We start from the raw sequence: 13,473 nt of genomic DNA, 5'->3' as shown, positions 1-13,473 counted from the left end.
CTCACCCGCGGCGGCGAACTGGTACAGCCGCAGCACGCCGGTGGTGGTCTCCTCGGTGACGCCCTTGACGCTGTCGGCGATCTTGCCCCACTTGCCCTTGTCGGCCTCCAGGCTGGCGCGCAACAGGTTCAGGAACACCTTGTACTCGTCCGAGTGCGTCTCGTCCTCGGGCGGCACCACGCCGGACTTCTCGAACTGCGCGCCGCGCAGCACCAGCATGGTGGCGTCACCGCCGTCGTCGAGGATCATGTTCGCGGGCTCGCCGGGCCAGGTGAGCATCTGCTCGGCCGCCCACCAGTACTCCTCGAGGGTCTCACCCTTCCACGCGAACACCGGGATGCCCTGCGGCTCTTCCTCGGTGCCGTTCGGGCCGACCACGATCGCGGCGGCGGCGTGATCCTGGGTGGAGAAGATATTGCAGGACGCCCAGCGCACCTGTGCGCCCAGCGCGACGAGGGTCTCGATCAGGACGGCGGTCTGCACGGTCATATGCAACGAGCCCGAGATGCGCGCGCCGCGCAGCGGCTGCACATCGTGGTACTCGCGACGCAGGGCCATCAGACCCGGCATCTCGTGCTCGGCGAGCCGAATCTCCTTGCGGCCGAACTCTGCCAGTGACAGATCCGCCACCTTGAAGTCGATCCCGTTGCGGACATCGGCGGTCATCATGCTGCTCACTGCGGTCGTCATCTGCCTCTCCTGGTCGGCCTGCTTCCCTCCGCAAGGCTAGTCGGTGCTCCGGATGGACGACACACGACCGCAGGGTCAGGCCGCCGCCGCCATGCCGTCGCCGTGCTGGGCGAGGATGCGGCCCCGTTTGCGGGGTTGGATATTGGCCCGCGAGATGTCCCCGCCGTAGTGGGCGAGTAGTCGCGCATCCATGACGTGACGCCACAGCGGCGGGAACATGGCCAGCAGGATCATGGTGGCGTATCCGGCCGGCAGCTGCGGCGCCTCCTCGGAGGTGCGCAGAGTCTGGTACCGCCGTCCCGGATTCGCGTGGTGATCACTGTGCCGCTGCAGATGGAACAGGAAGATGTTCGTGACCAAGCGGTCGCTGTTCCAACTGTCCCGGGGCGAGCACCGCGCCCAATTGCCATTGGGTCGCCGACGCCGCAGCAACCCGTAGTGCTCGACATAGTTCACGGTCTCCAGCAGTGCGACGCCGATCACCGCCTGGAGCAGCAGATACGGCAGGATGCGCAGCCCGAATCCGCCCAGCAGCCCACCGAAGAGCAGCACCGTCATACTCCAGGCCTGCAGCACGTGATTGTGAATACTCCACCAGCCATGCCCTTTTCGCCGCAGGCGCGCCCGCTCCAGCTTGATGGCCGAACGGAATCCGCCGATCACACTGCGCGGCAGGAACTCCCACAGCGTCTCGCCCATGCGCGCGCTGGCCGGGTCCTCGGGGGTGGCGACACGCACGTGGTGGCCGCGGTTGTGCTCCACGAAGAAATGCCCGTAACCCGACTGCGCCAGTGCGATTTTCGACAGCCAGCGCTCCATCCGCTCCACCCGGTGCCCGAGTTCATGCGCGGCGTTGATGCCGATACCGCTGACGAAGCCGAGGGTGGCGGCGAGCCCGAGTTTGTCGATGACCGACAGGTCGTCACCCGCCCACATGACGGCCGCGATGAGCAGGCCGATCAGCTGGACGGGCAGGAACAGGTAGGTGCACCACCGGTAGTACCGGTCGTTGCTGAGTAGCTCGTAGTCCTCATCGCGCGGATTGGTGCCGTCTTCCCCGACGACCCAGTCCAGCACGGGTATGACAATCAGAACAATGATGGGTCCGATCCACCAGAACACCTCGGCCTTGGTGTGCAGCACCAGCTGTGAGGGCAACAAAGCACTCGCAGGGGCGATGAGCCCCAACACCCACAGGTGTCGTTTGGGATCCGGCGAACCCGACTGTTTGCCGACCATTTGCACGTTTGCCCCGCTAATTAGATACCTCAGAACTTCGCAGGTAGATATGTACAGACTCTATCCCCGTTACAACACAGATCGGCCGCCAAAGGTGGCAACTGTTACACCGAGGCGAATCGCCACCCGGGCAACTGACCATGTGACGGCAGTCACCACACATCACAGGCAAACCGGCGGTGAATCGGAGCTCAGTGCAACCACACGTAGCGAACCTGTGGCCGCCCGGTGCGACCGTAGTCCGCCCGGCGTTCCACCACGCCGTCTTCGGCCAGACGTTCCAGGTATCGCCACGCGGTAACCCGCGAAACGCCGACGACTCGCCCTGCCTCCCCCGCCGACACCCCTTGCGGCGACGCGCGCACGGCCCGCGAGATCTCCTCCATCGTCTGCGGCGCAATACCTTTCGGCGAGGTGGCCCGCTGATCCGGCGTGCGCAGCACCCCGAAGGCGCGGTCGATGTCCTGCTGCGAGAGCGCCGCCTCGCCCGCGGGCAGCGCCGCCCGGTATTCGAGATAGCGCTCGAGCTTCTCGCGGAATGCCGCAAAGGTGAAGGGCTTCAACAGATACAGCACCACGCCGTGCGCGACGGCGGCGCGCACCATGGCGAGATCACGCGCGGAAGTGACGGCGATGACGTCCGGGCGCGGCCGCAACCCGGCCAGTGCCGCCGCGACGGCCAGACCGCTCATATCCGGTAAACCGATATCCATCAGCACGAGGTCTATCGAATTGTCACCGCGCTGTGACCTTCCGGCGGCGGCGAGGGCATCGCGTCCGGTGTGAGCGACGGCGACGACCTCGAATCCTGGCAGCCGTTCGACATAGGAGCGGTGCGCCCGGGCGATAGCCGGATCATCCTCCACGATCAGCACTTTGATCATGCGCGTCCCCTACCCATCGCCGTCCTCCGTGGACTCGGGCGGTACCGGAGGCAGCGAAAATCGCACCACGACAGCGGATTCCGGCTCGCGTCCGGCACGCAGTTCACCGTCGTGCCGCGCTACCAGACGGCGGACCAGGGCCAATCCCAAACCGTGGTGGTCGGTTTTCGTGGAGTAGCCACGCTCGGTCGCGCGACTGAACAGCTCCTCGGACATCCCGGGTCCGCTGTCGGCAACCCGGACATACAGTTCGGTCTCGTCCCGGCGCACGGTCACCTCCACCCAGGCGTCGTCGTCGCGACCCACGGCATCCAGGGCGTTGTCGACTAGATTGCCCAGCAGCGTGACTATTTCGTGGGCGGTGAGCGGTTCGGTGGAGTCCAACAGCGTGTCACCGGTGACGGTCAGCTCCACGCCGTACTCGGCGGCCTGCTCGACCTTGCCCAGGAGCAGTGCCACCACGGCGGGTTCGGCGACCGCACCGGTCAGCCGGTCGATGAGCGCCTGGGAGAGTTCGAGTTCCGCCGTGGCGAAGGCGACGGCCTCCCTGGGACGGCCCAGTTCGACCATGGTCACGACCGCGTGCAGCCGATTGGCCGCCTCGTGCGCCTGTGCGCGCAGCGCCTCGGCGAAACCGCGGACCGAGTTCAATTCACCCAGCACATCCCGCAATTCGGTATGGTCGCGGAGAGTGAGCACGGTGCCGACTCGGCGGCCGCCGTACTCGACCACATCCTGGTTCACCACCAGAACGCGGTCGGCGGTGACATGCATTTCATCGCGCACCACCCCGGACCCCAAGCGTTGCAATGAGATCGGCAGATCGGCACGACCCACCGGTCCGTCCGGAAGTTCGAGCAGTCGCCGCGCCTGATCGTTCACCACCTCGGCCCGCTCCCCCGTCTTGTCGAAGACCAGCAGACCCTCGTGCACCGAGTGCAGAACCGCGTCGTGATGGTCGTAGAGCGCGCGCAACTCACCCGGCGCGAGCCCGACCGTCTGCCGTAACAGTCTGCGCCGCAACAGCAGTGCCCCGAGCGTCGCCAGCACCAGACCGCAGGCGGCGGCGATCAGGATCATCGGCAACTGCTCGGTCACCTGCGCGCCGATATGCGTGCGCGTGACGCCCGCCGACACCAGCGCGACGACCGACCCGTCCGCGGCGCGCACCGGCGTGACCGATCGAATCGACGGACCCAGTGTGCCGGTGAAGGTTTCGGTGAAGGTCTCCCCCGCCAGCGCCCGTTCGATATTGCCGCTGAACGGTTTTCCGATCCGCTCCGGATCGGTGTGCGTGTACCGGGTGCGATCGGGCGCCATCACCACGATGAAGTCGACCTCGGTCTGCCGGCGAATCGCCTCGGTGACCGGTTGCAGCAGCGCCGAGGGATCCGGACTCCGCACCGCCGCCAGCGTGGAGGGCGCCTGTGCCACCGCCACCGCGATATCGGTGACCCGGGCCCGGGTGGCGTCGTCCTGCGCGTGCCGCGTCTGCCAGACCACCAGCGCGGTGCCGACGCAGATGACCACGGCCAGCACCACCACCTGCACCACGAACGCCTGCCCCGCGACGGTGCGCCCGCGCCTGGGCACACCCGGGTCCGTCCTCCGACCGATCACCGCACCTCCGTGAACAAAACTTACGAAACAGTGACCGGCGTCACTGCCCCGGGACATCATTCTTCACGCAGTGGGGTGAGCGGGCTCACACCAGCCGAAATGAAGGACCGAACAGCAATGACTACGACGACACCGAATACCGAGACCGCGCACCGGCGCGACCGCACGCACTGGCTGTACCTGGCCGTCATCGCCGCGGTGCTGGCGGGCATTCTGGTCGGCTGGCTGGCGCCGGGCTTCGGCAAACAGGTGGGCGAGCTCGGCACCCTGTTCGTGAACCTGATCAAGATGATGATCTCGCCGGTCATCTTCTGCACCATCGTGCTGGGCATCGGTTCGGTGCGGGCCGCGGCCAAGGTCGGCAAGGTCGGCGGTATGGCGCTGGCCTACTTCCTGATCATGTCGACGGTGGCCCTGGCCATCGGTCTGGTGGTCGGCAATCTGCTGCATCCGGGCAGTGGGCTCGATATCGCCGGGCACGCGAAGGAGACCGCCAAGTACGTGAAGGACGCGCAGGGCGCGGGCGGCACCTGGGATTTCCTCAAGGACATCGTGCCCACCACGCTGGTCTCCGCCCTGACCACCGGCAAGGTGCTGCAGACGCTGTTCGTGGCGCTGCTGGTCGGCTTCGGCATTCAGGCCATGGGCGCGACCGGTGAGCCGCTGCTGCGCGGTATCGGACTGGTGCAGAAACTGGTGTTCCGGATTCTCACCATGATTCTGTGGCTGGCGCCGATCGGCGCGTTCGGCGCGATCGCGAATGTGGTGGCGCGCACCGGACTCGACGCGGTGAAGGAACTGGCGCTGCTCATGGTGGCGTTCTATCTCACCTGCGTGGTCTTCGTCTTCGGCATTCTGGGCGCCCTGCTGCGCGCGGTCTCGGGGGTGTCGATCTTCAAGCTGGTGCGGTACCTGGCGCGCGAATACCTGTTGATCGTGGCCACCTCCTCCTCGGAGTCGGCGCTACCGCGCCTGATCGCCAAGATGGAGCATCTGGGCGTGGAGCGCTCCACCGTGGGTGTCGTTGTGCCGACCGGGTATTCGTTCAATCTGGACGGCACCGCCATCTACCTGACCATGGCCACGCTCTTCGTCGCCGACGCCATGCACAAGCCACTGTCCTGGACCGAACAGCTCGGCCTGCTGATCTTCATGATCGTGGCGTCCAAGGGCGCGGCCGGTGTCACCGGCGCGGGTCTGGCCACACTGGCGGGCGGGCTGCAGAGCCATCGCCCGGAACTGCTGGACGGCGTCGGCTTGATCGTCGGCATCGACCGGTTCATGTCCGAAGCCCGTGCGGTGACCAACTTCTCGGGCAATGCGGTCGCCACCGTGCTCATCGGCACCTGGACCGGCACCATCGAACCCGCCCGGGTGCGCGCGGTGCTGGACCGGCAGTTGCCCTTCGACGAAACCACCATGGTCGACGATCACCCCGCGACCGTGCCCATGGCGAAAGACCCGGTTCCGGCGTAGCTGCCCGCGCTCACCGCCGGAACCAGAATCGCTGCGGCGCAATGCCGTTCCGCCGCAGCGCAGCAGTCCCGCACCCTCGCCTCCGCGATCTCGAGGGTGCGGGACTGCGTCGTCTCAGCCGACCGGAACGGTGTCCAGGGCGAGGGTGGCGGCGATGGCGTTCGCCAATTCGCCGCCCTTCACCGTGAAATGCCGCGAGTAATAGGTCAGATGCTCGTCGTGTTCATGGAAATGGTGCGGGGTGAGCACCGCCGAGAAGACCGGCACATCGGTGTCCAACTGGACCCGCATGAGCGCGTCGACCACGGTGGCGGCCACGAAATCGTGCCGGTAGATACCACCGTCCACGACCAGCGCGCACGCGGCGACCGCGGCATAGCGACCGCTCTTGGCCAGACGCTGTGCCCGCAAAGGGATTTCGAACGCACCGGGCACCTCGATCACATCGACCTCGGTGTAGCCGCGTTCGGCCAGCCCCGCGCGGGCGGCCTCGACGGCATTGTCCACGATCTCCGCATGCCAGCGCGCGGCGATGACGGCGATCCGACGGGACTCGGTGATGGGTGACATGAGTATCTCCTGTTCGCGTTGTCACCCAGGGCATGACGACGCGAACACGCCCAGCCGCTGACGCGGACAGGTGCGAACCGTCGCGTTCTCTTTCATCCGGACTGTGACCGTCGGCTCCGGGATCGCACCGGAATCTGCTGACCCGCGCCCTCCGAGAAGGGTGCGGCGCTCGCGGGCTCATGCGTGCCGGATAGGCCGGACGCCATGACCGCCGGTGGGGATTTCCACCCCGCCCTGAGAACGTCTTACGGTTTCGGACTCTAGGCGCTGACCCGGCCGTAATCAATGTGACGCCGGTGCGGGCCCGCTCACCGGTCAGTACAGCGGCACGTCCGCATCGGCGGGCAGGGCGTCCACCGGCCACCAGCGCAGATCGGTGGATTCCGAACTGCGCACGGGCACAGCGCCTTCCGGAGCCTTGATCTTGAAAAGCAGATCCAGGTGCCGGGTGGGCACGCCCAGGGAGCAGGTGATCGGATGCGCCTGCGCCCCGTACAGCCCGGACTCGAGGGTCAGCCCCGCGATCCCGGACTCCTCGGTGGCCTCCCGGAACGCGGCGGCGGCGACCGTATCGTCGGACTCCTCGCAGTGCCCGCCCAGCTGAATCCACCGGCCCACCCGGGGATGCAGCGTCAGCAACACCTGCGACTCGTCGTGCGAGAGCACGATCGCCGAGGCGGTGATATGCCCCGCCGCGTGCTCGCGCAGACAGCCGCGCGGCGCGGACCCCAGGAACGCCAGCATCGCCTCCCGCAGCGACTGCTCGGGACCGCTTGCCGGAGGCCAGGTTTCGAGCAGCTCGGTCGCCGACCTGTGCAACGATTCCGCGCTCACAGGAGAACTCCGGCCAAGTCATCCCGGCGCGCCACCCGGGCCGAGTCATCCCGGCGCGCCACCCCTGCTCCGTCATCCCGGCGCGCCACCCGGGCTCCGTCATCCCGGCGCGCCACCCGGGCTCCGTCATCCCGGCGCGTTTCTCGGCCGGGATCCACAGCCCTCACAGCTCCACCAGTCCGATGCCGGGCTCGCGCGGATCACGCGGGGCGAGTACTTCCACGGGGTAGCCGATCGCTATGGCTCCCAAGGGATTCCAATCCGGTGCCAGGCCCAGGACCGCACGGGTGATCTCCGGGGCGAAGATGGTGGAGCCTATCCAGCAGCTGCCGACACCCTTGGTGGCCAGGGAGACCAGCAGGCCCTGCACGGCCGCACCCACCGCCACGTTGAACATGGTGGCCTCATTGGCGCGGCGGCGTTCGTCCGGATAGTCATGCGCGCCGTCGGGCACACAGAACGGGATGATCACCTCCGGGGCGTCGAACAGGATGCGGCCGCGCGCGACTCGCTTCTCGGCGCGCTCGGCCGAGAGTCCGTCACCGGCGAGATCCTCGCGCCACTTGTCCGCCATGGCCTCCAGCAGTCGATCGCGCAGGCCGCGCGTGCGCAGCCAGACGAACCGCACCGGGCGGGTGTGATGCGGGGCGGGTGCGGTGAGCGCCTCGCCCACGGCAGCCCGGATCAGCTCGGGATCGACTGCGGCATCGGCGAATTGGCGTACCGACCGGCGCATGAGCAGCGCCTCGCCGCGCCCGCGCGCGATGGCCTCCTCGGTGCCGAGCCAGAACAGATCCTCCTCGCCCCGGCGCAGCAGATCGACCGCGCCGGACCCGTCGTCGGTGTATTCGAGTCCGCGCACCACCGCGACCGGAACCGCGCCCAGTTTGCCCTTCACCAGATCCGCCGCCGCGGCCAGTTCATCGGCGATGGCGACGAGGGTGACGTGCAGTTCATTGCCCTGTCCGTCGATCGCACCGTCGTAGTCGTGCATGACCCGCAGCCCCGATGAGCCGATGGCCGCGTCGATCTGGCCGTTGCGCCAGGCCCGGCCCATGGTGTCGGTGACGACCACGGCCACGCGCACGCCGAGGCGTTCGGCGAGCGCGGCGCGCAACGCCTTGGCGCTGGCGTCCGGATCCACCGGCAGCAGCACCAATTCGCCCTTTTCGACATTTGAGCCGTCCACCCCGGAGGCTGCCTGCACGATGCCGAGTTTGTTCTCGGTGATGAGGGTGCGGTTCTTGCGCGCGAGCACGCGCACCGCCTCCCGCTGGACGAGTTCGCGGCGCGCGGCGTCGCGCTCCTCGGGATCGACCGGTGCGCTGACAATGCGCCCCTCGACCTTCGAGACGATCTTGCTGGTCACCACCAGCACATCGCCGTCCCGCAGCCAAGGCGCGTGTGCCGCAATATGTTCGGCGATGTCATCGCCCGGACGGAACTCGGGCAGCCCGGTGATCGGCAGGATGCGCAGCTCCCCGCCCGAGGCGTGATCGCCGGGCGCGGCGGCACCGCCGGGCGAATTCGATTCCGTTGTCACGATTGCACTCCCGCGAGGTCGATGGCCCACGGCGCGCGGTGCGTCCCGCACCGCCGCGCGGCATCCGGCGTCTTCCGTTCCGAGCTCATGGTTTCATGCCCGCCGAACCGCGGCCCGCACCAGGTCATACGGCATTCCCGTTGGCGCGCTCACGGTTTCAGGCCCGCGATGTCCAGGGCCTGGCGCACCATCTCGGCGGTGGCGGCGGGATCGGACATGAGCAGTGGCACGCTGCGCACCTCGACGCCGGGCACGTTCGCGGTATCGGTGCTGTGAATGAGCCAGCCGTCGAGGATGCCGGTGCCGGTGCGCGCGCCGTAATGGTTGCCGACGGCCACGGCGCTGGTCTCGACGCCGATGACGGACAGGCATTCATCGGCCATGCCGCGCAACGGTTTTCCGTCGATCACCGGAGACAGGCCGATCACCTTGGCGTCGGTGGTGCGCAGCGCGCCCCGAATCCCGGGCACGGCCAGGATGGATCCGATGCTCACCACGGGGTTCGAGGGGGCCAATAACACGACGTCGGCGGCCGCTATGATTTCCGTCACACCGGGGGCCGGTTTTGCTTGATCCGCCCCAATAGTCACGAATCCATGGGTCTCTACGTTTGCTCGGTACCGGACCCACCACTCCTGGAAATGGATCGCGCGACGTTCGCCAGGGCTCTCCGGGTCCCCGATAACAACGTGCGTTTCGGACCGATCGTCGGTCGCGGGCAGCAATCGCACACCGGGCTCCCAGCGTTTACACAGGGCCTCGGTCACCGCGGAGAGCGGGTACCCCTGACGCAGCATTTCGGTGCGAATGAGATGGGTCGCGATATCGCGATCACCCAGTCCGAACCAATCGGGCTGAGCGTGATATTTCGCCAATTCCTCCTTGGCGTTCCACGTCTCGTTCGCATGACCCCAGCCGCGTTCGGGATCGATGCCCCCGCCCAGGGTATACATGCAGGTGTCCAGGTCAGGACAGATGCGCAGACCGTGCATCCAGACGTCGTCACCGACATTCACAATGGCGGTCGTCTCGGCCCCGGGGACCAGTGCGCGCACGCCCTGCAGGAATCGCGCGCCGCCCACTCCGCCGACCAATACCGCGATCCGCAGACCGGTGCCGGGTGCGGTGTCCGCTTGTTCTCGAGTCACATCCGCACAGCCTATGCGGTTCGAGTGCGGACACGCCCCAGGGGATATTTGCTGTGAATTTGCTGTCTGATCTGCGAGAACCTCGCCGAAGGGGGTCCGAGATGGTAACGGAATAGCTTCGGCGGCTTGACCATCGCCACGCCCGGCGTGTCTAATCACAGGCATGTCATTCCGGGTCCGCGCGAGAGCTCAAGGCGCGGACGGTATTTCGAACATGCGTTCGCACATTCGGAATGGCGAACAGCTCGGGGATGGCCGCGGGACTACGTCGCGGTGTTGGGCCGTCGGTGGGATCGGTTCCGACGGATTAATCATTCTGCGCTAACACACAGTGAGGAGGCGGAGCGATGGCCGATGAGCTGGCCCCGTCGAATATTCCAGGCGGTGTATCGCAAACCGATTCGACAGCTGGCGCAGCACCTGACTTCTGCGCCGATGCTTGGAACGGAATCGAGGGGGGTGAACCGATGACGATACGGCCGGGGGGCGGTCAATGGGCTCGTGCGCAGTACCAGCCCGAACCACCGCGCCTGAGCCTGATCGTCACGGGCAATGATGAAGCGTTCGACAGTTTTTCCCGAGGCGGTCGTGAGATGACCGAGGCGGAGCAGTGGCAGGAACGGGCGCTCTGCGCCCAGACCGACCCGGAGGCGTTCTTCCCGGAGAAGGGCGGCTCCACCCGCGAGGCCAAGCGCATCTGCATGGGGTGCGAGGTCCGCGACGAATGCCTGGAGTACGCGCTGGCCAACGATGAGCGGTTCGGCATCTGGGGCGGCCTCTCCGAGCGCGAGCGCCGGCGCTTGAAGCGCGGAATCATCTGACCGGCGGCTGCTGCGCCACCGGCGCAGCAGCCTGAAACATGTTGAGCGGTAGCTGTTTTCAGTACCGCCTCAGGTTTCCGGAGTTATTCCCCCGGTTCCGGGTCTATCACGTCCGGTTCCACTCCGAGGTAGGTGGCGATCTGCTGGACGAGAACCTCGCGCAGCAGATCCACCAAATCGTCCGGATCACCCGCGCGCAGCTCCAACGGCTTGCGGAAAAGGACAACTCGGGCGCGGGTCGCCTGGCCGTAGCGGTCCACCCCTGCCGGGATGAGGCGCGACAGGGGCACCGGGCCGTCGGCAACGACCTCATCCGGCCACGTCACCGAATCCGGGTGCAGCGGACGGATTTTCGGCACATCGTCGACCGCGATATCCAATTTGGTGAGCTGATCGTGCCAGCGGCTCTCCAGCGGCGCGAACGCCTCCAGCACCAGACGGTCGAACTGCTGCCCGCGCGTGCGCCGGGCAGGGACCGTCGGCGGCAACATGGGACCGCGCACACCCCGCCCGCGGCGGATGACGGACCGCGCTGTCGGCGGCCTCTTACGTGAACGGGTCATAACACGAATCTACTGTGTCCATCTGCGCCGCCTCCGGCGACGCGGGTTCGCGGACGCGAAGTCCCGGTTCTTGCCTCCCTGCGCTCCTCCGCTGCCCTCGGTCCAGAATCGGGACGGCCGCGAACCTTTGGGATGATGTCGCTCAGGGTGAGGTGCCTGAAGGATGGCGCGAATCTGAAGTGAGGCCGACCTCATTGAGCGTGTCTATCCCCCTCGGCGCGCCCGGAGGGTTACCCTGCATGGCGTGATTCCCATGCGTCGTTGCTGCCGTCCAGGCTGCAAGAATCCGGCCGTTGCGACGCTGACCTATGTGTACTCGGACTCGATGGCAGTGGTCGGACCACTGGTCACCGTCGCCGAACCGCACTCCTGGGACCTCTGCGAAACACATGCCTCCCGCATCACCGCCCCCAAGGGCTGGGAACTGGTCAAGCACGAGGGCGGCTTCTCCTCCGGCACCCCCGACGACGATGACCTGACCGCGCTGGCCGAGGCCGTCCGCGAAGCCGGATTGCGCCGCCGCACACCGGAACCCGACCCGCGCGGCTACACCGACTATCCGGCCGCCACCCAGCGCCCCAATCGCACCGGTAGACGCGGGCACCTACGGGTACTCCCGGACCCGCCCAACTGAGCCACGAAGCTCACGGGACATGTACCCCAGCACCGAATTCGACTCCTCGCCCTCCTCTACTAGGGTGGGTGACATGACAGAGCCCCGCTCCGCCGAGTCCGTGCATGCAGTCATCAAGGCGTATGACGTCCGCGGCGTGGTCGGTGAACAGATCGACTCGGCATTCGTCCGTGACGTGGGCGGATCATTCGCACGACTGATGCGGAGCGAAGGCGCGCAGCGCGTGGTGATCGGCCACGATATGCGCGACTCCTCCCCCGAACTCTCCGCCGCCTTCGCCGACGGCGTGCTGGCTCAGGGCCTGGACGTGGTCCATATCGGCCTGGCCTCCACCGACGAGCTGTACTTCGCCTCCGGCCACCTGGAGTGCCCGGGCGCGATGTTCACCGCCTCGCACAATCCGGCCGAGTACAACGGGATCAAGCTGTGCCGGGCCAAGGCGCTGCCGGTCGGACAGGACACCGGACTGGCCACCATCTCCGATGAGGTCATCGCGGGCGTGCCCGATTTCGACGGTCCGCGCGGTACCGCCACCGAACAGGATCTGCTCTCGGCGTACGCCGAATTCCTGCACAAGCTGGTCGATCTCAGCTCGGCGCGCCCGCTGCGCATCGCGGTGGACGCCGGTAATGGCATGGGCGGCTTCACCGTTCCGGCCGTACTCGGCTCGCTGCCGCAGTTCACCGTCGAACCGCTGTACTTCGAACTCGACGGCAATTTCCCGAATCATGAAGCCAATCCGCTGGATCCGAAGAATCTGGTGGATCTGCAGGAGTACGTCCGCAAGACCGGCGCGGATATCGGCCTGGCCTTCGACGGCGATGCCGACCGCTGCTTCGTGGTGGACGAGAACGGCGATCCGGTCTCCCCGTCCGCCATCACCGGGCTGGTGGCCGAGCGCGAACTGGCCAAGGAGCCGGGCGCGACCATCATCCACAATCTGATCACCTCGCAGGCGGTGCCGGAACTGGTGACCGAACTCGGCGGCACCCCGGTGCGCACCCGGGTCGGGCATTCGTTCATCAAGCAGCAGATGGCCTCGACCGGGGCGATCTTCGGCGGCGAGCATTCCGCGCACTACTACTTCCGCGATTTCTGGGGCGCCGATTCCGGCATGCTGGCGGCACTGCACGTCCTGGCCGTGCTGGGCGCCAAGGACCGGCCGATGTCCGAACTCGCGTCCGCGTATGCAACATATGCGGCCTCCGGAGAGATCAACTCCACAGTGGCTGATGCGAAGGAGCGGACCGTGGCGGTACTCGAGGCGTTCGGCGCACGCGCCAAGTCGGTGGATCGGATGGACGGCGTCACCGTGCAACTCGCCGACCGCGCCTGGTTCAATCTGCGCGCCTCGAATACCGAACCGCTGCTTCGACTCAACGTCGAAGCCCGATCGCAGGACGAAGTAGACCAACTCGTCACCGAGATCCTGAGCATCGTCCGCGCCTGAC

At 67.0% G+C, this 13,473-nt stretch carries 13 protein-coding genes and 1 riboswitch; of the genes, 4 read left to right on the top strand and 9 right to left on the bottom strand.

What is annotated here, in order from left to right; genetic code table 11:
- From NA10_RS22890 to NA10_RS22875, 4 genes are all read right to left on the bottom strand, one after another.
- The coding region (locus tag NA10_RS22890; RefSeq protein ID WP_174562545.1) for an adenosylhomocysteinase at positions 1–690 on the bottom strand (690 nt) is incomplete at its 3' end.
- 75 nt (positions 691–765) lie between these two features.
- Positions 766–1,929 carry an alkane 1-monooxygenase gene (locus NA10_RS22885; protein ID WP_067571277.1) on the bottom strand — a complete coding sequence of 388 codons (1,164 nt, stop codon included), beginning with the start codon at positions 1,927–1,929 and terminating at the stop codon, positions 766–768.
- A gap of 191 nt (positions 1,930–2,120) precedes the next feature.
- Entirely contained in the window at positions 2,121–2,813 is a 693-nt protein-coding gene (locus NA10_RS22880; RefSeq protein WP_067571275.1) for a response regulator, read from the bottom strand.
- 9 nt (positions 2,814–2,822) lie between these two features.
- On the bottom strand, positions 2,823–4,406 hold the full coding sequence (locus NA10_RS22875; RefSeq protein WP_067571273.1) for a sensor histidine kinase: 1,584 nt from the start codon (positions 4,404–4,406) through the stop codon (positions 2,823–2,825).
- A 144-nt stretch (positions 4,407–4,550) separates the two neighbouring features.
- Here NA10_RS22875 and NA10_RS22870 point away from each other — a divergent pair, with 144 nt between their 5' ends.
- Entirely contained in the window at positions 4,551–5,909 is a 1,359-nt protein-coding gene (locus NA10_RS22870; protein WP_067571271.1) for a cation:dicarboxylate symporter family transporter, read from the top strand.
- A gap of 114 nt (positions 5,910–6,023) precedes the next feature.
- On the opposite strand, the gene NA10_RS22865 is transcribed toward NA10_RS22870, so the two are convergent.
- The 4 genes from NA10_RS22865 to cofD all read right to left on the bottom strand — a co-directional run bounded on the left by NA10_RS22865 (position 6,024) and on the right by cofD (position 9,965).
- On the bottom strand, positions 6,024–6,479 hold the full coding sequence (locus tag NA10_RS22865; protein WP_067571269.1) for a 6,7-dimethyl-8-ribityllumazine synthase: 456 nt from the start codon (positions 6,477–6,479) through the stop codon (positions 6,024–6,026).
- An 80-nt stretch (positions 6,480–6,559) separates the two neighbouring features.
- Positions 6,560–6,725: riboswitch (FMN riboswitch) on the bottom strand.
- 69 nt (positions 6,726–6,794) lie between these two features.
- Positions 6,795–7,313 carry an NUDIX hydrolase gene (locus tag NA10_RS22860; protein WP_067571267.1) on the bottom strand — a complete coding sequence of 173 codons (519 nt, stop codon included), beginning with the start codon at positions 7,311–7,313 and terminating at the stop codon, positions 6,795–6,797.
- 163 nt (positions 7,314–7,476) lie between these two features.
- Complete coding sequence (locus tag NA10_RS22855) at positions 7,477–8,856, bottom strand: coenzyme F420-0:L-glutamate ligase (protein ID WP_067571264.1); 1,380 nt, start codon at positions 8,854–8,856, stop codon at positions 7,477–7,479.
- Between the two features lie 149 nt (positions 8,857–9,005).
- Complete coding sequence (gene cofD / locus NA10_RS22850) at positions 9,006–9,965, bottom strand: 2-phospho-L-lactate transferase (protein WP_067571311.1); 960 nt, start codon at positions 9,963–9,965, stop codon at positions 9,006–9,008.
- Positions 9,966–10,597: 632 nt separating this feature from the next.
- Here cofD and NA10_RS37640 point away from each other — a divergent pair.
- Entirely contained in the window at positions 10,598–10,825 is a 228-nt protein-coding gene (locus tag NA10_RS37640) for a WhiB family transcriptional regulator (RefSeq protein ID WP_040861059.1), read from the top strand.
- Positions 10,826–10,908: 83 nt separating this feature from the next.
- On the opposite strand, the gene NA10_RS22840 is transcribed toward NA10_RS37640, so the two are convergent.
- The gene (locus NA10_RS22840) at positions 10,909–11,388 is read right to left on the bottom strand and encodes a metallopeptidase family protein (protein ID WP_194853038.1); all 480 of its coding nucleotides are present in this window, start codon (positions 11,386–11,388) and stop codon (positions 10,909–10,911) included.
- Between the two features lie 253 nt (positions 11,389–11,641).
- Here NA10_RS22840 and NA10_RS22835 point away from each other — a divergent pair, with 253 nt between their 5' ends.
- On the top strand, positions 11,642–12,022 hold the full coding sequence (locus tag NA10_RS22835; RefSeq protein WP_067571307.1) for a DUF3499 domain-containing protein: 381 nt from the start codon (positions 11,642–11,644) through the stop codon (positions 12,020–12,022).
- Positions 12,023–12,095: 73 nt separating this feature from the next.
- Complete coding sequence (locus tag NA10_RS22830; protein ID WP_067571260.1) at positions 12,096–13,472, top strand: phosphomannomutase/phosphoglucomutase; 1,377 nt, start codon at positions 12,096–12,098, stop codon at positions 13,470–13,472.
- Position 13,473: the final 1 nt, after the last annotated feature.

The sequence above is a fragment of the Nocardia acidivorans NBRC 108247 genome, assembly GCF_001625085.1.
GTDB classification, from domain to species: domain Bacteria; phylum Actinomycetota; class Actinomycetes; order Mycobacteriales; family Mycobacteriaceae; genus Nocardia; species Nocardia acidivorans.
This window is presented reverse-complemented; position numbering and strand designations above follow the sequence as displayed.